Origin of the sequence: Lacticaseibacillus hegangensis, assembly GCF_003946465.1 — a bacterium.
Lineage (GTDB): Bacteria > Bacillota > Bacilli > Lactobacillales > Lactobacillaceae > Lacticaseibacillus > Lacticaseibacillus hegangensis.
In genome coordinates this window covers 1-22,738 of sequence record NZ_RHOL01000019.1, presented here as the reverse complement: position 1 = coordinate 22,738, position 22,738 = coordinate 1, and the positions used below count along the sequence as shown (strand labels likewise).

Genomic DNA, 22,738 nt, shown 5'->3' with positions numbered 1-22,738 from the left:
CTATCCCTTGTCTGCTCTCCGACCAAAGAAATTAGAAATGGAGTGTGTGTAATGTCCCTAACTAGTAAGTCTATTCGATTTGCCCTTGAAATTACAGACCCAAATATAGTTTTCACGGAGGACGCGAAGCTCGAGAAGATTGAGGATAAGACCGCACTTGTGTACACGGCTGACCTGAAGGCTCGTCCAGATTGCTGCCCGAACTGTGGCTTTACCGATAAGATCGTTCGTTATGGGTTTAATCAGTCGCGAATCATTGCTCCCGGATTCAGCTACCGACCGACATACTTGAAACTGCGATGCCAGAAATTTCGCTGCCAACGGTGTCACTCAATCTTTCAAAGTCAGACCGACTACGTCCGCCCCAACTGCGAAATCAGTGAGCCTGTGCGCCGCATGCTACTGTATGAGGCATTATCCAACCATTCTTTGACAGACATCGCTCAACGCTATCATGTCTCGGATAAAACGATTCAACGAATCATAGATGCTGAGGCAGAGCTTCATAATTTCACCCAAGCGACTTGGTTACCGAAACACCTAGCATTCGACGAGTTCAAATCCACAAACAAGATGAGTTTCATCTGGGCTGATAGTGACGCGCGTGAAATCGGAGCCATTCTGCCCTCTCGAACCTCTTATCAGATCACCAAGTACTTTGAACGGTTCCCACTCAAAGTACGCCGACAGGTCAAAACAGTATCCTTAGACTTAAATGCAGGCTATATTAACTTGATTCCACGCCTGTTTCCTAACGCCAAGGTCGTCGTCGACAGGTTCCACATCGTGCAAATGGTCTCTACTGCTCTCAATATGGTGCGTGTTCAGGTCATGAAGACCGTACCCAAAACCAGCGGCGAATACCGATTCATGAAGCGAGAATGGAAGGTGTTCCTGAAACGCTTTGAGGAACTCGAAGCCGTTAGGCCTACATACCACGTGAGTGTGGGCTATTACGAAACCACAGTGAACCTCGTCTCCAAGTGTCTTGATCTCTCCCCGACATTTCGCGCCACATACGAGACATACCAAGCTATCCTCTCAGCTGTCAAAGCGCGTGACGCAGTCGCTCTTGATCAGGCTCTAAGCTCCTATAAGCCTCTTCAAAACCGAATGGATCAATCAATTACCTCGCTGCGAAAGTACAAAAAGCAGGTCCTGAACGCCTTGAGGTTCGACTACTCAAATGGCTTTCTAGAAGGCATTAACAGTCTTATCAAGAAAATCAAGAACACTGCCTATGGTTATAAAAACTGGGATAACTTTATCAACCGTATTTTCCTTGAGCGTGTCTGGTTTAACCCCAAAGCCCACAACCTGGCAGCTTAAAAAAGAGTACCTAGACCAATTAAGGTCTAGATACTCTCATAAATGATGCGCAACTTCACTTGACGAAGAGCCAATGTTTTACGCTTCGCCGCCCATTTCGCTTTTGACGACGGCGACAATCTGATCGACATACTGATTGACCAGGTCTGTGGTTTTAGCCTCAGCCATCACCCGGAGCAGCGGTTCGGTCCCACTTGGCCGGACCAGCACGCGGCCGTCGCCGGCCATCTCTTTTTCGACCGTATCAATTGCGGCCTGGATCGCAGGGTACTGTTGCCAGTTATTCTTGTCCGAAACTTTAACGTTGACCAGCTTTTGTGGGTAAGTGTGCACCGGTGCGGCCAGTTCGGACAGCGGCTTGCCCGTTTTCTTCATCACATTCAGCAGCTGAATGCCGGTGAGCATGCCATCCCCGGTGTTGTGGTAATCGAACAAGATCACGTGGCCGCTTTGCTCGCCGCCGATGTTGTACCCGTGCGCCCGCATCTCCTCGGACACATGCCGGTCGCCAACTGCGGTCTGAACCGACTTCATGCCGTTTGCTTCAAGCGCCTTGTACATCCCGAGGTTGGACATAACCGTGGTCACGACAGTGTCTTGCTTAAGTCGACCCTGGGCCTTCATGTAGCTGCCTAGAATGAACATGATCTTGTCGCCGTCAACGATCTGGCCATTTTCATCCACCGCGATGCACCGATCACCATCACCATCGAAAGCCAGCCCGACTTGGGCCCCTTTTTCGACCACAAACTTGGCCAGCGCCTCCGGATGCGTCGAGCCAACGCCCTTATTGATATTGATGCCGTCAGGGTGGGTCGCCATGGTGTCAAACTCCGTGTCCAGATCAGCAAACAGACGCGCCACCAAAGCGCTCGTGGCCCCGTTCGCCGCATCCAGTGCGACGTGAATCCCGGTCAAATCATCTGACAAGGTCTGCTCGAGAAACTGAGTGTACTTGAGTGCGCCTTCAGGATAGTCATTGACGTGGCCCAGACCCTCGGCCGCCGGGCGCGGCAAGGTATCCTCCGGGGCATCCAGCAAGGCTTCGATCTCATCTTCGGTTTCATCTGACAGCTTGTAGCCATCCGGGCCGAAGAATTTGATGCCATTGTCTTCTGCCGGGTTGTGACTGGCGGAAATCTGAATGCCGGCGTCGGCGCTTTGCACCTTGATCAGATAGGCCACTGCAGGCGTCGTGATGACGCCCAGTGACAGCACCTCAATGCCCACCGACAGCAGGCCTGAGATCAGAGATTCGGCCAGCATTTCACCAGATGCACGGGTATCGCGAGCAACCAGCACCAAGGGCTTTTTTGCCGTGTCCTTCGCGTGCTCAGTCAGTACGTACCCGCCGCAGCGCCCAAGCCGAAACGCGAGCTCCGGACTCAGCTCCTGATTTGCGATACCTCGAACCCCGTCAGTGCCAAAATACTTCGTCATGCCAAATGCCTCATTTCTGAATTTTTTATGGTTGATTTATTTTTCCACAGAACTGCTCGATGCGCTCGAGACGCTGGTCGAGTCACTACTGCTGCTCGACTCGCTTGCGCCGGTACCGCCGGCAGTGGGATCCGTCATCAGGGTCACCTGAACCTTGATGGTCCGCGGATCACTGGAAACAATCCCAGTGGCCGCCGTGCTCAGGCGAACCGTCAGGGAGGTGCTCTTATTGATTTTTGAAATATCGATTGGCACGGTCAGCGTGTCAATTTTTTTCAGTGCCGCGCGTGTGCCATAAATCGTGGCAGTCGTGGTGTCAGTATTCAACGTGAAGCTGGTGCCATGGGGCACCGTCCCGGTTTGCTTCAAGACCACCGCGACCTTCTTGCTCGGCAGACTGACTGGCAGGTGAACGTGAACTGTCGCTGGAGAAAGGACCACGTTCAATGTGTTGCCGTCCTCATCCAGCGCCTGAAGCAGGACTTCTTGATCGACGTCGGCTTTGGTGTTGCGCGTCATCACCAGGTTCGCGACCACTTGGTAGACCCGGTTGATTTCGCCTTTACCGCCGGTGACCTCAGCCGTTTCCGAACTCAACTGGGCCGTATCCGCACTGTAACCGGGCGCCAGACTATCTGCATTGTACTTGACTTGAATCGGCATCTTGCGCGTGCGCCGATCCTGAATCGTCACTTTAATGGTCCGCGGCTTGATGGCGTAAGTGAGGTCCTTGTTCAATCCCTGCTCCTTGAGCCGGACGGTGTGGGTGCCCACACCAAGGCCAGTCAGATCCGCGACAACACGGAAATTTAACGTGTTGGCAGTCATGGTAACCAAACTGGTGCTGCCTTCCAGATCCACCGTCACCCGCTGCGGATAACCGGTGATGAAATACTTGTCGGTGTCCGCTTTTAACTCCAAGGGCACTCGCAGCGTGCGTTTGGTCGTCGCCGTGACTGCGGCGCCATTGTTGCCATTATTCTGTGCCCGATTGATCTGCTCCGCATTAACGTAACCGAAAAGCGCGATGGCGAGCACTAAGGCGAGGACCCGGTAGAACCACTTGCTGTCCCAGAGTTTGCTAAAGTCAAATTTCATCGTTTGGTCCCTCCCTTGCGCTTTAAATCAGAGAAGAACGTCTGGAACCGATTCTGCTTCTCGGTGTCTTGTGGAATCAGCTGAGCCTTGAACAGCTTCAGGTAATCCGTCCGCGTCAAATCGCGGATCAAATGGTTGTTGGTCGTGACGGTCACCCCGCCTGTTTCCTCGGAGATGACAACCGTCAGCGCGTCGGTCACTTCGCTGATCCCGACTGCGGCCCGGTGCCGAGTCCCTAATTCCTTGGGGATTAGGCTGCTTTCCGAAAGCGGCAGGTAGGCGGCGGCGACGGCGATGCGGTTATCGCGAATGATCACCGCGCCATCATGCAGCGGCGTGTTGGGAATGAAAATATTGATTAGCAGTTCGCCCGATACATCCGCATCAATGGGAATCCCCGTTTCAATGTAATCCTCGAGGCCAGTGTTTTGCTGAATCGTGATCAAAGCGCCAATCCGCCGCTTGCTCATGTATTGAATGGCCTTGTCCAGCTCCTTGACCAGTCGCTCTTCCTGCTGATGCTCGTCGGTGCGCGTCCATGGCAGGACCGAGCCGCGGCCCAGGTGCTCCAGCCCGCGCCGAATTTCTGGTTGGAAAATGATGACCATTGCGGGTACCGACCAGGTGATGATCATGTCGACCATGTAGCCGACGGTGTGCAGCTGCAGGATCAGTGACACGACCTTGATTGCCACAATCACGAACACGCCCTTGAGCAGCTGGACGGCCTTGGTCCCACGAACCAGCATAATCAGGCGATAGACCACATACCAAACGACAAGAATGTCGATCAGATTGGTCACTGTCGACCAGCGCAGTATATTACTGAGAAAATCCTGCATAGCCTGTCCTCCATCTTTATTATCGACTTATTATACCACGGCGGCCCCATCGTTCTTTCAGCCCTTTTGCGCGCCTGTTTCGGCAAAATATTTTTCTGTACCAGTTCAGAAAATATGTATTCGGTTGCAAAAAATGGGAACCTCTAGTGAAATCATGAACAGACACTGTGCCCTGAGCGTCATCAGCGCACTGGCCAAGGCTTGTTTGAAACGTCGCTCATCACCTGTTATACCATGTTTTCAGCGTGTTTACATTTGTTTTCAAGACGTTAGGATGAAGGTAATCAGACACGGAAAGGTCGATCATCATGGCAAAAGTTGCTGCAATGAAACACGCGGAATATCAGGCAGACCCAAGCACCGAAGTCAACACATTGGTCAGCACGGCTCAGCTCGCGTTCAACACCTACTCTCGATTCACCCAGAAGCAAGTCGACAACATCACCCAGGCGGTGACAGCCGCCGCCCGTGCGCACGCCAAGGACTTGGCATTTCTCGCTTGGAAGGAAACCGGCCGCGGCAATGCCGAAGACAAGGCCATCAAAAACATCTACGCGAGCCAATACATCTGGAATTCGATCAAAGATGTGAAAACCGTCGGCATGATTGAGGAAGACCGCGTCAACGGACTGACTAAATACGCAGAACCACTCGGCATTTTGGCCGGCGTCACCCCTGTGACCAACCCGACCTCCACAGTTATTTTTAAAGCCATTCTCGCACTTAAAACCCGCAATGCCATCATCTTCGGCCTGCACCCACAGGCCCAGCAGTGCGGCGCCGCCACAGTCAAAATCCTCGAAGCTGCCGCGGTCAAGGCCGGAGCCCCAGCCGGCCTCATTCAATGCATTCACCACCCCAGCATCGAGGCGTCTAGTGCCCTCATGAATCATCAAGGCGTCGCACTGGTGCTGGCGACCGGCGGGCCGAGTCTCGTCAAAGCCGCCTATTCGACTGGTAAGCCCGCCCTGGGCGTCGGCCCGGGCAACGCCCCTGCCTATATAGAAAAGACCGCGGACATCGCTTCAGCGGTCAACGATATCCTATTAAGTAAGTCTTTTGACAACTCGATGGTCTGCGCCTCAGAAAACAGCATCGTTGTCGATCGGGCCATTTACCCGGCTGTTCGCAAGGCGTTCAGCCAGCGCGGTGCCTACTTTGTGCCTGAAAGTGAAATCGCGCAGCTCAGCCGGACCGTCATCGATCCGCAAAGACACACCGTACGCGGCCCGATTGCCGGTCAAAGTGCCGAGAAAATCGCGCGGCTGGCCGGCATTACAGTCCCGAAAGGCACCAAATTGCTGATTGCCAAACTTGATGGGATTGGCCAGAACTTCCCGCTGTCTGGGGAGAAGTTGTGCCCAGTGCTCGGCCTGTACATCGCCAATGACCAGGCCAGCGCCTTCAACCTGTGCCAAGGCCTGCTTAACTATGGCGGCCTCGGCCACACCGCGGCGCTTCACACCACCGACGAAAAAGTGATCGCCGCGTTTGGTGAACGCATGCCAGCGTGCCGGATTCTGGTCAACTCGCCTGCGTCCTTGGGCGGAATTGGCGGTTTGTTCAACCACTTGACCCCGTCGCTGACGCTAGGGACGGGCTCTTATGGCAAGAATTCCATCTCACATAACCTGACCGCCATGGACCTGCTGAACATCAAAACCGTGGCGCGCGCTACTCGCCATCCCAACGAGCTGATCGGTGAACTCCGTGATTTGATCCACGCAAATTAATCTTTTTCTCATTTTGTCTGCACGCCAGTTTGGCCCGCCAGCGCGAGTCGGCTGGCGTTTTGCGTGCATGCGTTTAACCCGCTTGAACAAAGCGCAAAAATGGGTGTTCAATTTCGCGCAAAGCGTTAGAATGTCCCTATGAACCATGCGGCTTTATGGTCCGTAAAGTTTGGGGTGCCCGGCCCAGCCGGGCCATTTTTTCGGCGCTTGCCGAAACGTGGAGGTTAGATAGATTATGTCTGCAACAGAAAAAAAAGCGCAGTACGCGACTGATTCACCCGATGAGGTCTTGAAGGACCTCAACACCACCGCCACTGGGCTTAGTGAGGCCGAAGCAAAAAAGCGGCTCACCCAGTACGGGGATAATACGATCACCAAAGCTCAGGGAGAATCACGCTTCAAAGCATTCATCAAGAACTTCACCAGTTTGATGGCGATTCTTCTGTGGGTCTCGGGGTTTGTGGCGATCTTTTCCGGGACACTTGAACTGGGGATCGCGATCTGGTTGGTTGACATCATCAACGGCCTGTTCAGCTACTGGCAACAATTTCAGGCGAAAAAGGCCACTGATTCGTTGATGGCCATGCTGCCAACATTCACCCAGGTTTACCGCGATGGTAAGTTGGAGCAGAAAAACGCGACCGAGCTGGTGCCAGGTGACGTCTTTATGCTTCAAGCCGGTAACGCGATTCCAGTTGATGCCCGGTTGATCGAAGCAACTTCGATGCAGGTCGACCAAAGCGCGCTGACTGGTGAATCCGTGCCAGAGTCCAAGTTTGTGAAGTACGACCCAGGCGAGGGTCAATTTGCCGAAAGCAACCTGATTTACGCTGGGACCACGATTGGTGCCGGCACCGGTAAGGCGGTCGCGATCGCCACTGGGATGCACACTGAGTTCGGTAAAATCGCGGCGCTGACCCAGCAGCAGGAAAAGGCCAAGAGCCCGTTGGCCATTGAACTGGATCACCTGACTCGCCAGATTTCTATCATTGCCATCGGGATCGGCGTCGCATTTTTCGTTGCCTCAATTTTCTTCGTCCACTACCCCGTCGCCAAGGCCTTTATCTTTGCGCTGGGCATGATCGTCGCCTTCATTCCTGAGGGCTTGCTCCCGACCGTTTCCTTGAGCCTGGCGCAAGGCGTCACGCGCATGGCCAAGAAACACGCGCTGGTCAAGGATCTGAACTCCGTTGAAACCCTTGGCGAGACCACCGTCATCTGCTCGGATAAAACCGGGACACTGACGCAAAACCAAATGACTGTCAATCACGTCTGGACTCGCAGCAAGGAATACAAAGTTACGGGTCAGGGCTATGTGAACAATGGTCACATCGAATTGGACGGGCAAAAAGTCGACCCGATGAAGGAACCAGAGCTTGGCCTGCTGGTGCGCGTCTCCTCCTTGAACAACGACACCCAAGTCCAGCAGGACAAGGAAAACGGGAAGCCCAAGATTTTGGGTACCCCAACCGAAGCTGCTTTGGTCATCTTGGCTCAAAAAGCCGGCTTCGACCTGGCGGCTGCCACCAAAGAAACGCCGCGGCTCAAGGAATTCCCATTTGATTCCGACCGCAAGCGGATGAGCACGGTGCATCAGATCAATGACTCGACCTTGGCCATTTGCGTCAAGGGCTCCCTGTCTGACATTGTTCACCAGTGCGACACGATTCAAGTCGACGGCAAAGTCCGGCCAATCACCGAAGACGACCGTCGCGCCATCGACGTTGCCAACACTAAGTACGCAAAGTTGGGCCTGCGCTCCCTGGCGGCTGCCTACCGGGAAATCCCGGCTGAAGCAGACCAAGAAAAGCAGCTGGACGCGATGACGATTGAAGAAGCTGAAAACCACTTGACCTTCGTCGGGTTAACTGTGATGGCTGACCCGCCGCGTCCAGAAATTTACGACGCGGTCAAGAAGTGCCACGAAGCCAACATCAAGATCATCATGGTCACCGGGGACTCTTCCCTGACCGCCAAGTCGATCGCGGTTAAAATCGGGTTGACCTCAGACAAGGCCCGGGTCGTTACTGGTACCGAGCTTGAGGCCATGAGTGAAGCCGAACTGCAGGATGCGCTGAAGGGTGAAATCATCTTTGCCCGGGTCGCCCCTGAACAGAAGTACAAGATTGTATCCACGCTGCAGAAGAACGGCGAAATCGTCGCTTCCACCGGTGACGGGGTCAACGATGCCCCAGCGTTGAAGAAGGCCGATATCGGCGTCGCCATGGGGGTCACTGGCACGGATGTTGCTAAGGATGCCGCAGACATGATCCTCACCGATGATAACTTTGCTTCAATCGTTGCGGCGATTGAAGAAGGTCGGACCGTTTACTCCAACCTGCAAAAGTTCCTGACCTACATTCTCACCTCGAACGTGCCAGAAGCGGTGCCATCAGCCTTGTTCCTGTTCTCTGGCGGCTTGATTCCACTGCCAATGACCGTCATGCAGATTCTGACCGTTGACCTTGGGACCGACATGCTGCCTGCGTTGGGTCTGGGTTCTGAACGCGCTGAACCTGGGATCATGCAGCAGCCGCCGCGCGCTAAGAATGCGCACCTGATGAACAAATCCGTCGTCTGGAAAGCGTTCCTCTGGTATGGTCTGATCAGTTCAGTCGTTTCGACGTTTGCTTACTTCTTCGTCAACGTCCAAAACGGCTGGCCAAGCATTGCCTTAGCAGCCTCCGGTCAGGTTTACTCACGGGCAACCACCATGGTGCTCGGCGCGATCGTCTTCTCCCAGATCGCCAACGCGCTTAACTGCCGGACTAAGACCGCTTCGGTCATGCAAGTGGGCCTGTTCTCCAACCGCCGGGTCTGGTATGGGATCGTGTTTGAAGTCATCCTGTTCGCTTTCCTGACCATGACGCCAGGGGTTCAAGAACTCTTCAACACCACCGTACTTCAAGGTGCCGACTGGCTCTTCCTCTTCGCCATTCCAATTCCGATCTTCTTAATCGAACAGCTACGCAAATGGATCGACCGGCGCCGGCTCGGGAAAGCCGCCCAAGCAGTCGCTTAACTAATGAATCCGCTCAGTTTGAGTCATCAAACTGGGCGGATTTTTTGTGCAATCATCAAAAAGCCACCTTCTCTATTCGAGAAAGTGGCTGATTTTTTCGTACCCCATGAGAAGACCAGGAACCCATCACAGCAGCTGGTCAAAAGCCGCGCTGGTTGATTGAAGCGTAAATGCCTTAGGATCGAGGCCTAGCGCATGCTTCAAGCGCACTCGGAGGCTAGTCGGGCCCATATTTGAGCTGAAGCGATAACCCCCTTGATAAGGGCGTAAGTACGCAACAACTGGGTTCAACGCCAGTCGCACCTCACGATCAGGCTGCGGCTGATCAAAGCTCAGCATGTAGTCAACGCCAATGCCGGCGGCTACCGGTGTCACTTCTTTTGCCATGGTACTCGCCTCCTCCAGACTGAATCGAATCCATCTGGCTTCAGTTTAAGCCGGTGCCTCGTCAAAAACAACTGAGCACAATCAAAAAGCCCGCAGCAAGTGCGAGCTACTCAGCTTGGCGGTGAAGCCGAAATTGAATTTGCGCAAAATCATCATTCTCATGCTGAGCCACGTAGGCGGTAGCGTCGCGGTTGACCGCCTTGAGGTCAACACCCTGCGCTTTTGCGGCAAACAAGCAGCCGCAGTAACATTGACGATAGACGTTGTACTCTTTGCACATCTGAACCGACCGGGCATACCCACCGCGCTTTTTAAAATCGCTGGGCAGATAGGCCACATTGTAAATGTGCTGGATCTCAAGGCCGCCCTCATTGATCCACTGCGCATTCTTGCTTGGACTGATGGTTAAGGTACTGCCAAAATAGTCGAAATCAAGCTCCTGGGCCTTTTGCGCCACGGCATCAAGCCGGAAATTATAGCAAACTTTGCAGCGGGCGCCGCCTTCCGGTTCATCCTTCAGTGCTTTGGTGTGGGCCAGCCAGTCGCTGGGTCGATAATCTGCGCTAATGAAATTCACGGCGTTGCCCGTCCGCTGGTTAAAGTCCGCGATAAACTGCTCCTGCACCAGTTTGCGGCGTTCGTACTCCATCCGTGGATGAATGTTGGGATTGTAATAGTAGATGGTGACGTCTGCATACTGAGTCAAGTATTCCAACGTGTATGTTGAGCAAGGGGCGCAGCACGAATGCATCAACAGCCGCGGCCGCCGATCATGTTGCTGCCAGTCTGCAATCACTCGCTGAAGAATTTTGTCGAAGTTGATTTTCTGGTCTTTCTCAAACTGACTGGCGATCTCATCGTATTCCAGCATGCGCACCCCTCCTTGGCTTTTCTTCAGTATATAAAAGCGGTGCGACTAGTACAAGCAGTCATCTCAAACCGCCCATCAGGCAAGATCTAAGTAGTCCCGCATGGCTGGCAAAGCGGCAGCCGCCTCACTCACACCGGTTTGATAAAGCGCGGCCAACTTGTTGACATCATGCTCCAACCGGCCCACTGTCACCGGCTGCTTGGGCGCAATCACAAATACTTGCCCGGTTTTCTCCTGAGCTTCCAAGGCCTCAGCTTGCCGATTGTACATCTCCGGGCGGCCGATCGCGGTTTGCACAAACGTTGGGTGCGCCGCAAAGGTGCGGTGATACGCCCGCCGCAGGACCGCACTAGTCGGCGACTTGCGATAGGCGCGCTCCCGAGTCCGGATCACCACGACCTTGTCGTAGCCACGCTGCTGCGCGTACTCGAACGGAATCGAATCCGCAATGCCGCCGTCTAGACACGGGCCAGCACTGGTATAGGCCTCGGCCGAAATGAACGGCATTGCGGCGCTGGCTTTAAGATCCGCGACCATGTCTCGGCCTTGCGGATGGCGGAAGTACACAGCGTGGCCCTGCTCAATCGACGTTGCCACCACCACAAACTCGCTGGGGGAAGTGCGGTAAGTCCGGTCGTCGAAGTCCTCCCAGTCGCCACCGTGCTCAGAAAAGAGGTAATCCAAATTGATGATGTCCTGGCGGTGCAAAGCCCGGCTGACGGAAATGTAGTTTTTGTCGGTGCGGTACTTGGTGTTGATCACGTTGGTTCGGCCAATCTGCTCGGACAGGTAGTTCGTCCCACACAGTGCGCCAGCCGAGACCCCGATCACCAGCTCAAAACAAATCTCATGCGTCAAAAAGGTGTCAAGCACCCCGGCTGTATACTGCCCCCGCAGCGCCCCGCCTTCAAGAACCAATGCTGCTTTGTACATGCGACCGTCTCCTTTACTGCGCCCTGCCTAATTGTGCGGCACCGTCCTCGACTAAACTCGGTTTGGCGTTCAGTATAAGGGAGAAACCAGGATTACACAAGCCAGCCAACGCACGCCAAGGCGATTAATTCTGGCCGTTTTACGGGCGCATGTGGCATAATATCTTCAGGAGATGAGAGTATGCCATTAGAACACCCGACCCAGTTTTTCCCAACCTGCCGCGATGAGGCAATTGCATTGGAATGGCTCCGCCAGCAGGACCTGCGCGATAAATCGCCGGAGGACGTCGCCTTACTGTACGATACCGCGCTGAAAGGTGTGCAACGTAAGAACGCATCCCTGCACAGCGAGAAGTGAATTTTATAAGAAAAGCGCCTTGAACAGGCGCTTTTCTTATGACCACTTTAAAAAGGCAGATCCTCCTCGGGAACTGCGACATCGGGTTTGACTGGGTCAAATGGATCGGCTTGCGTGAAGCCCGCCCCTGCGGTGTCTGAACCGGCCGCCTGGGCCTTTTGACCCTGCCTGAATTCGTAAACCTTGCGCGATTCAAGAAATATCACGTTTTGGACAACGACTTCCAATTCCGTTCGGCGCTGACCCTCTCCGGTTTCATGCGAATAGGACTGCAGCCGGCCCTCGATGCCCAGCAAAGCCCCCTTGTGTAAGTACGTCGACATGAGTTCCGCCCGTTTGTCCCAGACGATCGCACGAATAAAATCTGCTGGCCGATTTCCTTGCTTGTCCCTTGCGCCGCGTGACACCGCTAACGTAAACACTCCAAAAGTAAGGCCACTGGAAGTTTTCTTCAGCTCAACTTCTCTCACCAAGTGACCGGTCAAAGACACGTGATTAAACATTGCACAGCCCTCCGTTCTTGTGATGGCCAACCCGCTTTCGTTGGTCTGTGCATACATTCCGCAAAAATCGACCACCTGCCCGAATTTCCAACGAGGAATGAGTAAAAGCTTCCAGATCAATTGAGCACGTGCTAATATAAGGCATGCCATTAACCACTGATACCAGTGCCGCTTGAGCGCTGGGAAAGGGGGAAACCATGTCAGCCATTAGACTGCCACTTATCGTGAGCGGCGTGATCATCATTTTGGTCTCGATTGGCTTTTTTCTTGCGCGCCGGGGCCGGTGGCTTTCTCGATTCACTGTGGCAGTCGGGTTGTTTCTAGTCGCGATTGGCCTCATTATGCCCAACCTGCCGGGCCAATTTGCAAACCGCCGAGCTGACCCCAGGCAAAGCGCCTCTTCCTCAAAGAACACTGAGCAAACAACCAGCAGTCATCCCGCGCGCCACCACACAGCCGGCGTACCCACGGATGCGAAGACCCTGGCCGCGGTGAACATGACGCTCGCCGACCAGTTGAAGTTGTTCCAGGGTCAATCACGAGGCACGCTCGACGCCAGCGGTCACGCGGTTCAAACCGGCACACCGGACCACTCATACGACTGGTCCTTGTATCTGAAAAGCGTGACTCTGACCAGTGAGCAAGAGATCGTTGCCCAGGCGGATAACTTCAAAGTTTCCGCCCTGGTGGCAGAGTCGCGCAAAGAACTCGCTGGTCACGCGCAAGAGATGGCTTTGACCGCACTGGCTAAGCAAAAGCGCCTCACCAATCACATTCGCGACCGCGGCATTTACGTGGCACTGTACGCGGATAAAACCATCGTGGCCCACTCTCAGACAGCGGATTATAAGCAGTTTGAGGTCGCTGAGTGAGCAAATCGTAAGCTGCTTCTCAACCGCCAACAACAAAACACGAGCCGGAAGTTCGCTTTGATGCGATTCCCTGGCTCGTGTTTTTGTTAGGCCGTTCTCCTATTTTCGGTACAGGGCAATTGCAAGTTTTCGCATGTTTCCCCATGTCGGGTCAGCGCCATGTTCAATAGCACTGATTGTTGTCTGCGAAACCCCACTCCAATCAGATAGCGTCGTCTGGGACATGTCCTGAGCATTACGATACTGTTTAACTAACTCACCTGCCTTCAAGTTCTTTACCCCCTTAATGGGAGTATCAAAGTTTTGCTAGCATCCATAAACGCATACTAGCATTTCTTTGTTAATTTTAAACAAAGCTTTGCTACTTTGACAGAATTGCTTCATGTGCCTGATAAACTGGTGTTTAACAATACTTTGCTGAGGGAGCCTATTTATGAAAACTGACTCAGAATTGATTGCAGCCCATCTGCTGCACATTCTTCAGAAACGAAATTTGACGGTAAATCGTGTTGCCACACTGTCCGGAATGGGACAGTCCTCAGTCAATGCCATCTTTAGAGGTGCAAGCGCAAGCCCAAAAATTGGGACACTCAGAAAAATTGCTGCTGGACTAGAGATGCCGCTCACTGAACTCCTCGACTTTCCCCCGTACAACGAGGTGGAGAAATGAAGGATCTAGAAAATCACGACGCCCTGTCAAACTTGAAGGCGATTACGTCTGAGACAAGCAAACAAATCAATGCAGTGATGAATGCAGAGCGTACCGATACGGAACTTCGTCTTATTTTGAAAACCTCTGCTGAACTTCAGGACAGCTATAAGCACGAGCGAGAATCAGAAAGATACCAGTCACTTATTGAGGCCCACCCAGAGCTCAAACACACCCTGGATGAAAATATTGACAGTATCATTAGTGAGGCCGGAGATGCAGCGAAAGAAGCAAAACGCACTCGTCGAAGAACCACGATTTTATATGTGCTGCAATTTCCCCTGTGCGTTTTCATCCTGATTGGCGTTATTTCACTGTTGCCAAGTTTTAAAGCAAGCATTCTTGATAAGATATTCATCAGTCCAAAGCATCTTGAGGTTGCCTTACAACTAGGCTTTTTGACGGGAGCGTTTGTCTTCTCAATTTCCAATGCATTGCTTGGCATTTCCAGACTGTGGATTAACAAACAAAACACTGCCGATACTGTTGATACAGTGATGCGACTGAGTACAAGGATTAGTATCTTAGTAGGGATTTCGGTCTTTTCCCTAGAAGCATTTAACGTTACTCAGTTCGCGGCCCTCAGCTCGTTGATTAGCATCTTTACGCTACTTATGCTGATTATTCCGAAGAAATCGCTTGGCTCTCTCCGCGAGGCGATTCGCCACCAGGGTAAAAATACCGCTGACGAGAACGGCCACGGCACAACCAAGTAAAGTTACTATTAAGTCCAAAACAATGCCACCTTCCATTTTACAGACATGAGATAATAGCCCCGGCTTATTTTGACGAGGAGGATTAGAATCGAAATTTGAACAACCAAGATTGAAATCAGCAACCACATCATACTCTCGCTTCCTTCGATGGTTTCGTTTCGTTACCTTCATCTGCAAAAAAATACTCCAGTCAATATCCTTCAATAACTTTCATGAGATCAATAAGAAGGGCAAGAAGCAGACAGACAATGCGACGCACGACAAAAACTGGGGTACAAAATAGTGTACCCACAAAATGTACCCCATTCGGACGAGAGAACACACGAACAGACGACAAAAGCACGAGCCAGAAATGCCGGACAATCAGCAAATCTAGCTCGTGCTTTCTCGTGTCTTATCTCATTTTCGGTACATCTTAAATTCCAAGTACAAATCGTTGTAGAGACCAACCGTCTTAGGATCCAGGTCCTTGTAAACTTCAGACCGTTTGATCACGGTCGCGTCCGGGTAGAACTGCTTGTCGTTGCGCACTGACTTTGGCAGCAGCTTTAAGGCCGCGGTATTGGGGGTCGAATAACCGACGTACTCGGCATTTTGGGCCGCGTTCTTCGGGTCAGTGATGAAGTTGAGGAAGGCGTAAATCGCCTTGTAATGCTTGGCCGTCTTAGGAATCACCAAGTTATCAAACCACAGGTTAGACCCTTCACTCGGCACGATGTAGTGAAGGTGCGAGTTGTTGGCCATCATATCCGCCGCCTCACCGGACCAGTCGACCGCCAGCTCGGATTCATCGGCCGCCATGTACATTTTGATTTCATCGGCGACCACGGCCTTCACATTCGGAGACATCTGGTCCAGCTTGGCCTTGGCCAAAGCCAGCGTGTTGGGGTCGGTAGTGTTCATCGACTTGCCCATCGACCGCAGCGAAAAGCCCATGATATCACGCGCCGAATCGATCAGCATGATGTTGTCCTTAAACTTCGGGGACCACAGGTCATTCCAATGCTGGACCTCATCGGCAGAAACGTATTTGTCATTGTAGATAATCCCCAGGGTACCCCAGAAATAGGGCAGTGAGTACTTGTTGCCGGGATCAAACGAGCGATTCATGTACAGCGAGCCGTAATTATTCAGCCCGTGCAGCTTGCTTTTATCCAGCGGCACCAGCATCTTCGCCCGGGCCATTTTTTCGACCATGTATTCAGAAGGGACGGTCAGGTCATAGGACGTCCCGCCCTGCTGAATTTTGGTGTACATAGCTTCGTTGGAATCAAAAGTCTCCAGGTTGACGTGGTAACCGGACTCTTTTTCAAACTTTTTGACCAGCGCCGGGTCGATGTAATCCCCCCAGTTGGCCAGATTCAGCGTGTTGTCGCCGGTCGCCCCCTGCGCTTTTTGCAGGGAGTTGCTCCACACGGCAAGCCCGATGACGGCGGCCAAAATGACCGCGGCCATACTAATGAGTCGTTTCATTGAGCGCCGCCCCCTTTGCTTTCAACTTGGCCTTGTGGGACGCACTGCCGCGCTGGATGAAGTAGTACCCCACCACCAGCACCAGCGAGAAAATAAACATCACGCCGGACAGTGCGTTGATCTCCAGGCTGATACCCTGCCGCGCGCGGGCGTAAATCTCGACAGAGAGGGTCTCAAACCCGTTGCCGGTGACAAAGAAGGTCACGGCAAAATCGTCCAGGGAGTAGGTGAAGGCCATGAAGAACCCAGACAGGATCCCCGGCGTGATGAACGGCATGATGACCCGCGTCAGCGTCTGCGTGTTTGTCGAGCCCAGATCCCGCGCCGCGTCCAGCAGTGAGGGGCTCATTTCAGATAGCCGCGGCAGCACCATCAGCACCACGATCGGAATTGAAAATGCGATATGGCTCAGCAGCACGGACAAGAACCCGAGCGGCACGTGAAGCGCCGTGAAGAAAATCAGAAAACTGGCACCGATAATGACATCAGGAGACACCATCAGGATGTTGTTCAAAGACAAAATTGAGTTTTTCAACACCGGCTTGGTGGTGCGGCTAATGGCCAGCGCCCCCAGCGTTCCCACGATGGTCGCGATCAAGCTGGACAGCAGCGCCAGCATCAGGGTATCGACCACGATCTGAATCATGCGGGTATCCGCGAACAGCTCGCTGTAATGCGCCCAAGTGAACCCGCGGAAGTTGCTCATGGTGTCCCCTTTGGAGAAGCTGTAGATGATCAGGTAAGCGATGGGCACGTACAACATGATAAACACAAAAATCAGGTAGAGATTCGACCATTTCCACTTTTTCATGCTTGCCGTCCTCCCTTCTTCTTCCGCTCACCGGTCAGGAACATGATGATGACCATGGCGACAATGAGCACAACGCCGATGGTTGAGCCCATCCCCCAATTCATCGTCGTCAGGAAGTGCTCCTCGATTGCCGTCCCCAAGGTGATGACCCGGTTGCCGCCAATCAAACGGGTCAGCATGAAGAGGCTCAAGCTGGGAATGAACACCGCCTGCACTCCTGCCTTGACTCCGCTCATGGTCAAAGGCAAGATCACACGGGTAAACGACTGCCACCACTTGGCACCAAGATCGCGGCTGGCATTGACCAGCCCCTCGTTGAGCTCCTCAATGCCGTTGAAAATCGGCAGGATCATAAACGGAATCTCGATGTAGCTGGCCACGAAAATGAACGAAAAGTCGGTGAACAGGAACTGGTGCGGCCCCAGCCCCATCATCCGCAGGAACGTGTTGATCCCGCCGTCCTGACTGAAGATGCCGATAAAGGCGTAGGCCTTCAGCAGCAGATTGATCCAGGTCGGCAAGATGATCAGCAGCAGCCACAGCTCCTTGTGCTTGGCGTAATGCAACAGGTACGCCGCCGGGTACGAGATCAAAAGCGTCAGGGCCGTGATCAAAAAGGCGTACCAGACCGAGTTGATGGTCATCATGATGTATGTCCCGGATTGAAAATAGGTGGCGTAATTGCTCAGGGTGAACTGACCTTCAATGTTGAAGAAGGATTGGTAGACAATCAGCACCATCGGCGCAATCACGAACAGGACGATCCAAAGGATGTAGGGCACGTAAAAGGCCAGATTTTGCGTTGATTTTTTCATCGCCGGCCTCCTATTCGCCTTCGTAGCTTTCCAGCCGCGCGTCAAAGTCCTCTTCGGATTCATTTAGCCGCATGACGTGGATGTCTTCCGGATCAAAAGTCAAGTCGACGCGATCACCATCCTTCGCCGGGTTCGTCGAGTGGATCAGCCATTCGTTCTTCGCGTCGTCGTAAGCCACAATTTCGTAATAGTCGCCGCGGAACAGCTGGGTGTCGACGTCAACAGTCACCTTACCAGCGCCAACCGCAGTGATGTCCAGGTCTTCAGGCCGCAGCACGACCTCAACCGATTCATTCGCCCGCATCCCCGCATCGGCACACTCGAACTGCTTGCCGTTAAATTCCACCAGGTAATCCTGGACCATGTGGCCTGACACAATGTTTGATTCGCCGATGAAATCCGCGACGAAATGGTTGACCGGCTCATCATAGATATCTACCGGCGTGCCGGATTGCTGCACCTCACCATCGTTCATCACGAAAATCTCGTCGGACAGGGCCAATGCCTCTTCCTGATCATGCGTCACAAACAGAAAGGTGATCCCGAGGCGCTGCTGCAGTTCGCGCAGTTCGTACTGCATGTCCTTGCGCAGCTTAGCGTCAAGGGCTGACAGCGGCTCGTCCAAGAGCAGCACCTCAGGCTCCAGCACAATTGCCCGGGCAATGGCGACGCGCTGCTGCTGCCCGCCTGAAAGCTCGGCGATTTCACGGTCGGCCAGGCCCTCCAGGCGCACCATCTTCAGCGCATCCTCCACTCGGGTTTTGATTTCACCCTTCGTGTGCTTTTGAATGCGCAGCCCGAACGCAACATTTTCAAAAACGTTCAGGTGCGGAAACAACGCGTAGTCCTGGAAGACAGTGTTGACCTTGCGCTCATTGGCGGGAATGTCGTTGATGCGCTTGCCGTCAAAGAGCACGTCGCCAGAGGTCGGGTCAAGAAAGCCCGCAATGGCGCGCAAAATTGTCGTCTTGCCAGAGCCGCTGGGGCCAAGCAGCGTGTAAAACTTGCCCTGCTCGATTTCAATGTTGATGTCCTTTAGTACGGTCGTGTCCCCATAAACCTTGCTGACATGCTTCAATTCGATGATCGTTTTGCTCAATTTTCACTCCCCCTATAAGTAAGACGCCGTTGCCACCAGCAAAATCACACTTTTGCCGCGGGCGGCATTCACAATGCGATGCTGCTGCGTCGCGTGAAAATAAATCGTCTCCCCACGCTTGGCCAGGTAGGTGGCACTGCCGAGCTCCAGCTTCACGCGCCCTGACACGACATAGATGAAGGTCTCCGCCGGTGACGGTTCGAAAGTCTTAAATTCACCGCCAGCCTCAAAGGTGATGTGAACCGGCTCCATTTCATTCTCGTTGGATTCCGGCACCAGCCAGCGCAGCTGATAGCCGCGTTCTTCATCCACGTATTCGGTTTGATCCGCCACGGCGTACACCAGCTGCTGGTTTTGATCCTCGGTGAAAAATTGCGCCGGCGTCTGGCCCAGCACATTCAAAATATCAAAGAACGTCTCCATCGACGGTGAGGACTGGTTGTGTTCCAGCTGTGAGATGTAGCCCTTCGTCAAATCGGTGCGTTCCCCCAACTCCTCTTGAGTCAGGTTTTTCTGGATCCTCAAATCACGGATTTTCTGTCCTATGTCCATTCGGCCACCCCCAGCGTCGGTTTTGTCAAACTAAACCATAAGTTTAGTACGCTTTGCCTATTATACCGGGTCAGGAGGCGAATTCAAGCAAAAAGCCCTACGTTTTCATTACAGTTCGTTAACAAGCAGATGAGTGACACGCATTTTCGTTCGCGCCAAAAAAGCCGTCACCCGAAGGCAACGGCGTAAAGCGGATCAATCCTTTATTATTCTTCTTCCAGCCGGTTGAGCTGGTCCATGTCTTTATCGCTGATGGTGAAGTCCAACTGGGCGTTGCTTTCCGCGTGGAACCGGTGGGTGGCCTTCGGCAGCGGCAACACCCCATTTTGCAGGCAGAACTTGATGGCCAGTTGCGCAATGGACACGTTGTACTGCTCGGCCATCGCCGTCAAATCAGGGTCCTGCAGCAGGCGGCCGGTGGCAAGCGGCGAGTAGGCCTCGACTAGCAGGCCGTTATCTTTGGCAAACTTCGTGATGGGGTTTTCCGTGTAGCCAACATGGTACTGAATCTGGTTGACCATCGGCTTGACGGTGGCCCCGTCAAAGATGTTCTTCATCTCCGGCACGCCGAAGTTTGAGATCCCAATGGCCTTGGCCCGGCCGCTTTGGTAAATCTCTTCCATGGCCTTCCAGACGTCCTTGTTCTCCTTGTCGTAGTTCCCGCGCTTGGCCCATGGCCACGGTGCGTGGATCAGGTACAAGTCGACGTAATCAAGGCCCAGATTCTTAAGCGAGGTCTCAAAATCCTGCTTAGCGCCCTCGTAGGTCTTGGTCTCAGCCGGCAGCTTGGTGGTCACAAAGATCTGATTGCGGGGAATGCCGGAGTAGCTGATGGCCGCCCCAACGCCTTCCTCGTTGTGATAGGCCAGCGCCGTGTCGATGTGGCGATAGCCGAGAGACAATGCGTTATAGACTGCCTCTTGGGCCTCGGCCTGGGGAATCTGCCACGTGCCAAAGCCAACTTTGGGAATCTTAACGCCATTTGCCAACTCATAGGTTTCTGTCAAAATCGAAGATGCCATTGTAATGCCTCCTATAGATTTTGTTCCTCAAATAAATGAACACCCTTGGCCAGGCGTTGCAACCCATCGGTGATCTGCGCCTTGGGACAGGCGATGTTCATGCGAATGAACTGCGCGCCATTGCCGCGGTACTCGCCGCCGGCCGAGAGAATCAACCCGGTTTGCTCGCGCAGGAATTGGCAGAAGGTCTCACTGTCGGTGTGCAGCGCCGAGATGTCGAGCCACAGCAGATACGTCGCATTCTCAAACGCTGGTTTCACGGCAGGCAGCGACGACTGCAGAAAGTCTTGGACCTGCCGCCGGTTGGCCAGCAGTGTCGCCTTCAAATCCGCCAGCCAAGCCGCGCCTTGGGTGTATGCCGCGATGCTGGCCGGCAGCGACAGTAGGTTAGGCTCGGCCAGCTCATCGTTATTGAGGGCGCGGGTGACCGATTCACGCAGCGCCGCTCCCGGCACGATTACGGTGGCAGCATGCAGTGCCGCCACATTAAACGTCTTAGACGGTGACACGCAGATTACCGCGTTGTTGCGCAGCCGCTCTGGCAGGGCAAACACCGGCGTGTAAGCGGGGGCGCCGAAGACGAGGTCCCCGTGAATCTCGTCTGAAAGCAAGACCACGTGGTGCTTCAAGCAAAGCTCGGCGATCCGCGTCAACGTCGCCTTTGACCAGGCTTTGCCGACAGGGTTGTGCGGGTTGCACAGAATCATCAGGGTACTGAGCGGATCAGCGAGCTTTTGCTCTAAGTCTTCAAAATCGATGTGGTAGGTGCCGGCTGCCTGGTCGTACACCAGATCCGACGACAGCGTGTGGCGCCCATTGTTTTCAATCGAGTGGTAGAACATGTTGTACACCGGCGCCTGGACCACCACGTTGTCCCCGGGATGCGAAACTCGCCGCACCACTGAGGACACCGCTGGGATCACGCCGGTGCAATACAGCATCCAAGCCGGGTCAGGCCGCGCGCCGTGCTGACTTTCATACCAGTCGGCCACGGCGGTGAAATACGCCGCGGGCGGCTCCTCGTACCCGAACACGCCAAACTGCACTTTCTGCTGCATTGCGGCAATAATGGCCGGTGCGGTCTTGAAGTCCATGTCAGCGATCCACATCGGCAGCTCACCGGGTTTTACCGCCCACTTGATCGAGTCGGTCCCGGTGCGATCGATCAGCTGGTCAAACTCGCTCATGCTTGCACCACCTTTGGCTGATTGTCAGTGCTGATCTCGGTTTTGGCCGGGTCGATCTTGGTCGGATCCAAAATCAGGGTACCAATTGCCTTGGCCCGGATCTTGCCGGAGATTGGATTCTTCACGCTGCGAATCGGCGTCGTCACCTCGGCATCGATGTTGGTGCAGTACTCAAAGGCCAGATCGGTTTCCATCATCCGACAGTTTTTGAGCGTCAGGTCATCGCTGTAGCAGAGGCCCTGGTCGCTGGCGATCGTGCAATTGATCAGGGTCAGGTGCTTCGTGTTCCAGGCCAGGTACTCGCCGGAAATCACGGAATCAAAAATCACCACATGATCGCAGTTCCAGAACGCATCCTTAGTGACAAAAGTGGAGTTGTGCACCTCGACGTACTTGCAGCCGTCGAAGGCGTAATTACCCACCAAGTTCAGGTGATCAACGTAGATGTTCTCACTGTCTTTGGCAAAATAATCGCCGGTCACGTTCACATTTTCGATTGCGATGTCCGAGCAGGACCAAAGCGTCTCCTGGGCATCAGCGAAGAAATCGTTTTGCAGGGTAATGTGATGCGCGCGCCGAAACAGCTTCGGCGCCTGAAAACTGCAAGTGCGCAGCGAAATATCGTCAGTGTACCAGATGCCGCTGCGACTCATCGTCTCAAAAATGGTATTGATCACATCGACGTGCTTGCTGTACCAAAGCGGATACTTCCACGTGAAGGTGCTATCCCGCAGCGTGATGTCGCGGCTTTCCTTCAGCGGTGACTCGCCTTCGCCAAAGGTCGTGCGGATGATGCGCGCGTCGTGCTGGCCAAACAACGGCCGCTCGCCATCAAAGAATTGATCCTGAATGGTTTCCATTATGTCCTCCCTCACTGGCGGCCGCTTGAGAATAAAAACCACCCGTCGAACGGGTGGTTTTCTCTGGGGCTATAAGCCCCTGTTGCTGGCTGCGTCTCAAGGCGCTG

The 22,738-nt window shown here is 53.7% G+C and carries 23 protein-coding genes; 7 read left to right on the top strand and 16 right to left on the bottom strand.

From position 1 onward, the window contains the following. Window positions 1-51: 51 nt before the first annotated feature. Window positions 52-1,329: an ISL3 family transposase gene (locus EKM86_RS07190; protein ID WP_125756524.1), complete on the top strand. Its 1,278-nt coding sequence runs from the start codon at window positions 52-54 to the stop codon at window positions 1,327-1,329. Between the two features lie 78 nt (window positions 1,330-1,407). Here the strand turns inward: EKM86_RS07190 and glmM are convergent, their stop codons facing one another. The 3 genes from glmM to cdaA are packed head-to-tail and all read right to left on the bottom strand — an operon-like array spanning window position 1,408 to window position 4,709. Then, on the bottom strand, window positions 1,408-2,769 hold the full coding sequence (glmM, locus tag EKM86_RS07185) for a phosphoglucosamine mutase (RefSeq protein WP_125756522.1): 1,362 nt from the start codon (window positions 2,767-2,769) through the stop codon (window positions 1,408-1,410). Window positions 2,770-2,805: 36 nt separating this feature from the next. Further along, window positions 2,806-3,867: a CdaR family protein gene (locus EKM86_RS07180; RefSeq protein ID WP_125756520.1), complete on the bottom strand. Its 1,062-nt coding sequence runs from the start codon at window positions 3,865-3,867 to the stop codon at window positions 2,806-2,808. Then, window positions 3,864-4,709: a diadenylate cyclase CdaA gene (gene cdaA / locus EKM86_RS07175; protein WP_125756518.1), complete on the bottom strand. Its 846-nt coding sequence runs from the start codon at window positions 4,707-4,709 to the stop codon at window positions 3,864-3,866. The genes EKM86_RS07180 and cdaA overlap by 4 nt, the downstream gene beginning before the upstream one ends. Before the next feature lie 308 nt (window positions 4,710-5,017). Here cdaA and EKM86_RS07170 point away from each other — a divergent pair, with 308 nt between their 5' ends. Next, a complete protein-coding gene (locus tag EKM86_RS07170; protein ID WP_164506206.1) occupies window positions 5,018-6,442 on the top strand; it encodes an aldehyde dehydrogenase family protein in 1,425 nt (474 codons plus the stop codon). A 232-nt stretch (window positions 6,443-6,674) separates the two neighbouring features. Continuing rightward, the gene (locus EKM86_RS07165) at window positions 6,675-9,464 is read left to right on the top strand and encodes a cation-translocating P-type ATPase (RefSeq protein WP_164506210.1); all 2,790 of its coding nucleotides are present in this window, start codon (window positions 6,675-6,677) and stop codon (window positions 9,462-9,464) included. Between the two features lie 126 nt (window positions 9,465-9,590). Here EKM86_RS07165 and EKM86_RS07160 read toward each other — a convergent pair whose 3' ends face one another. The 3 genes from EKM86_RS07160 to EKM86_RS07150 form a co-directional block, all read right to left on the bottom strand. Continuing rightward, on the bottom strand, window positions 9,591-9,851 hold the full coding sequence (locus tag EKM86_RS07160) for a hypothetical protein (protein ID WP_125756514.1): 261 nt from the start codon (window positions 9,849-9,851) through the stop codon (window positions 9,591-9,593). A gap of 106 nt (window positions 9,852-9,957) precedes the next feature. Beyond that, complete coding sequence (locus EKM86_RS07155) at window positions 9,958-10,722, bottom strand: epoxyqueuosine reductase QueH (RefSeq protein ID WP_125756512.1); 765 nt, start codon at window positions 10,720-10,722, stop codon at window positions 9,958-9,960. A gap of 75 nt (window positions 10,723-10,797) precedes the next feature. Continuing rightward, window positions 10,798-11,655, bottom strand: a complete 858-nt coding sequence (locus tag EKM86_RS07150; protein ID WP_125756510.1) for a patatin-like phospholipase family protein — start codon at window positions 11,653-11,655, stop codon at window positions 10,798-10,800. Between the two features lie 180 nt (window positions 11,656-11,835). On the opposite strand from EKM86_RS07150, the gene EKM86_RS12370 reads away from it, so the two are divergent. Then, window positions 11,836-12,012, top strand: coding sequence for a hypothetical protein (locus EKM86_RS12370; RefSeq protein ID WP_164506205.1), 177 nt, complete (start codon window positions 11,836-11,838; stop codon window positions 12,010-12,012). Window positions 12,013-12,059: 47 nt separating this feature from the next. Here the strand turns inward: EKM86_RS12370 and EKM86_RS07145 are convergent, their stop codons facing one another. Next, window positions 12,060-12,635, bottom strand: a complete 576-nt coding sequence (locus EKM86_RS07145; RefSeq protein ID WP_164506204.1) for a single-stranded DNA-binding protein — start codon at window positions 12,633-12,635, stop codon at window positions 12,060-12,062. Window positions 12,636-12,712: 77 nt separating this feature from the next. Here EKM86_RS07145 and EKM86_RS07140 point away from each other — a divergent pair, with 77 nt between their 5' ends. Continuing rightward, window positions 12,713-13,387 carry a hypothetical protein gene (locus EKM86_RS07140; protein WP_125756505.1) on the top strand — a complete coding sequence of 225 codons (675 nt, stop codon included), beginning with the start codon at window positions 12,713-12,715 and terminating at the stop codon, window positions 13,385-13,387. Window positions 13,388-13,486: 99 nt separating this feature from the next. Here the strand turns inward: EKM86_RS07140 and EKM86_RS07135 are convergent, their stop codons facing one another. Further along, entirely contained in the window at window positions 13,487-13,657 is a 171-nt protein-coding gene (locus tag EKM86_RS07135) for a helix-turn-helix domain-containing protein (RefSeq protein WP_125756503.1), read from the bottom strand. 163 nt (window positions 13,658-13,820) lie between these two features. On the opposite strand from EKM86_RS07135, the gene EKM86_RS07130 reads away from it, so the two are divergent. Both EKM86_RS07130 and EKM86_RS07125 read left to right on the top strand, forming a co-directional pair. Then, on the top strand, window positions 13,821-14,057 hold the full coding sequence (locus tag EKM86_RS07130; RefSeq protein ID WP_125756501.1) for a helix-turn-helix domain-containing protein: 237 nt from the start codon (window positions 13,821-13,823) through the stop codon (window positions 14,055-14,057). Continuing rightward, entirely contained in the window at window positions 14,054-14,812 is a 759-nt protein-coding gene (locus tag EKM86_RS07125; RefSeq protein WP_125756499.1) for a hypothetical protein, read from the top strand. Before EKM86_RS07130 ends, EKM86_RS07125 begins: the two co-directional genes overlap by 4 nt. Window positions 14,813-15,211: 399 nt before the next feature. Here EKM86_RS07125 and EKM86_RS07120 read toward each other — a convergent pair whose 3' ends face one another. From EKM86_RS07120 to EKM86_RS07085, 8 genes are all read right to left on the bottom strand, one after another. Beyond that, window positions 15,212-16,285: an ABC transporter substrate-binding protein gene (locus EKM86_RS07120; protein WP_125756497.1), complete on the bottom strand. Its 1,074-nt coding sequence runs from the start codon at window positions 16,283-16,285 to the stop codon at window positions 15,212-15,214. Further along, entirely contained in the window at window positions 16,269-17,096 is an 828-nt protein-coding gene (locus tag EKM86_RS07115; RefSeq protein ID WP_125756495.1) for an ABC transporter permease, read from the bottom strand. Before EKM86_RS07115 ends, EKM86_RS07120 begins: the two co-directional genes overlap by 17 nt. Beyond that, window positions 17,093-17,911, bottom strand: coding sequence for an ABC transporter permease (locus EKM86_RS07110; RefSeq protein WP_125756493.1), 819 nt, complete (start codon window positions 17,909-17,911; stop codon window positions 17,093-17,095). The genes EKM86_RS07115 and EKM86_RS07110 overlap by 4 nt, the downstream gene beginning before the upstream one ends. A 10-nt stretch (window positions 17,912-17,921) precedes the next feature. Next, on the bottom strand, window positions 17,922-19,010 hold the full coding sequence (locus EKM86_RS07105) for an ABC transporter ATP-binding protein (RefSeq protein WP_125756491.1): 1,089 nt from the start codon (window positions 19,008-19,010) through the stop codon (window positions 17,922-17,924). 12 nt (window positions 19,011-19,022) lie between these two features. Beyond that, entirely contained in the window at window positions 19,023-19,562 is a 540-nt protein-coding gene (locus tag EKM86_RS07100) for a helix-turn-helix domain-containing protein (RefSeq protein WP_125756489.1), read from the bottom strand. Window positions 19,563-19,768: 206 nt separating this feature from the next. Next, window positions 19,769-20,584 carry an aldo/keto reductase gene (locus tag EKM86_RS07095; protein ID WP_125756487.1) on the bottom strand — a complete coding sequence of 272 codons (816 nt, stop codon included), beginning with the start codon at window positions 20,582-20,584 and terminating at the stop codon, window positions 19,769-19,771. Between the two features lie 11 nt (window positions 20,585-20,595). Next, complete coding sequence (locus EKM86_RS07090) at window positions 20,596-21,771, bottom strand: MalY/PatB family protein (protein ID WP_125756485.1); 1,176 nt, start codon at window positions 21,769-21,771, stop codon at window positions 20,596-20,598. Continuing rightward, complete coding sequence (locus tag EKM86_RS07085; RefSeq protein ID WP_125756483.1) at window positions 21,768-22,631, bottom strand: DUF3737 family protein; 864 nt, start codon at window positions 22,629-22,631, stop codon at window positions 21,768-21,770. Before EKM86_RS07085 ends, EKM86_RS07090 begins: the two co-directional genes overlap by 4 nt. Window positions 22,632-22,738: the final 107 nt, after the last annotated feature.

Excerpts from the sequence above, each read along its gene's own strand:
- EKM86_RS07190 (WP_125756524.1), top strand. The coding sequence starts at position 52 with ATGTCCCTAACTAGTAAGTCTATTCGATTTGCCCTTGAAATTACAGAC.
- glmM (WP_125756522.1), bottom strand. The coding sequence starts at position 2,769 with ATGACGAAGTATTTTGGCACTGACGGGGTTCGAGGTATCGCAAATCAG.
- EKM86_RS07180 (WP_125756520.1), bottom strand. The coding sequence starts at position 3,867 with ATGAAATTTGACTTTAGCAAACTCTGGGACAGCAAGTGGTTCTACCGG.
- cdaA (WP_125756518.1), bottom strand. The coding sequence starts at position 4,709 with ATGCAGGATTTTCTCAGTAATATACTGCGCTGGTCGACAGTGACCAAT.
- EKM86_RS07170 (WP_164506206.1), top strand. The coding sequence starts at position 5,018 with ATGGCAAAAGTTGCTGCAATGAAACACGCGGAATATCAGGCAGACCCA.
- EKM86_RS07160 (WP_125756514.1), bottom strand. The coding sequence starts at position 9,851 with ATGGCAAAAGAAGTGACACCGGTAGCCGCCGGCATTGGCGTTGACTAC.
- EKM86_RS07155 (WP_125756512.1), bottom strand. The coding sequence starts at position 10,722 with ATGCTGGAATACGATGAGATCGCCAGTCAGTTTGAGAAAGACCAGAAA.
- EKM86_RS07150 (WP_125756510.1), bottom strand. The coding sequence starts at position 11,655 with ATGTACAAAGCAGCATTGGTTCTTGAAGGCGGGGCGCTGCGGGGGCAG.
- EKM86_RS12370 (WP_164506205.1), top strand. The coding sequence starts at position 11,836 with ATGCCATTAGAACACCCGACCCAGTTTTTCCCAACCTGCCGCGATGAG.
- EKM86_RS07140 (WP_125756505.1), top strand. The coding sequence starts at position 12,713 with ATGTCAGCCATTAGACTGCCACTTATCGTGAGCGGCGTGATCATCATT.
- EKM86_RS07130 (WP_125756501.1), top strand. The coding sequence starts at position 13,821 with ATGAAAACTGACTCAGAATTGATTGCAGCCCATCTGCTGCACATTCTT.
- EKM86_RS07125 (WP_125756499.1), top strand. The coding sequence starts at position 14,054 with ATGAAGGATCTAGAAAATCACGACGCCCTGTCAAACTTGAAGGCGATT.
- EKM86_RS07120 (WP_125756497.1), bottom strand. The coding sequence starts at position 16,285 with ATGAAACGACTCATTAGTATGGCCGCGGTCATTTTGGCCGCCGTCATC.
- EKM86_RS07115 (WP_125756495.1), bottom strand. The coding sequence starts at position 17,096 with ATGAAAAAGTGGAAATGGTCGAATCTCTACCTGATTTTTGTGTTTATC.
- EKM86_RS07110 (WP_125756493.1), bottom strand. The coding sequence starts at position 17,911 with ATGAAAAAATCAACGCAAAATCTGGCCTTTTACGTGCCCTACATCCTT.
- EKM86_RS07100 (WP_125756489.1), bottom strand. The coding sequence starts at position 19,562 with ATGGACATAGGACAGAAAATCCGTGATTTGAGGATCCAGAAAAACCTG.
- EKM86_RS07095 (WP_125756487.1), bottom strand. The coding sequence starts at position 20,584 with ATGGCATCTTCGATTTTGACAGAAACCTATGAGTTGGCAAATGGCGTT.
- EKM86_RS07090 (WP_125756485.1), bottom strand. The coding sequence starts at position 21,771 with ATGAGCGAGTTTGACCAGCTGATCGATCGCACCGGGACCGACTCGATC.
- EKM86_RS07085 (WP_125756483.1), bottom strand. The coding sequence starts at position 22,631 with ATGGAAACCATTCAGGATCAATTCTTTGATGGCGAGCGGCCGTTGTTT.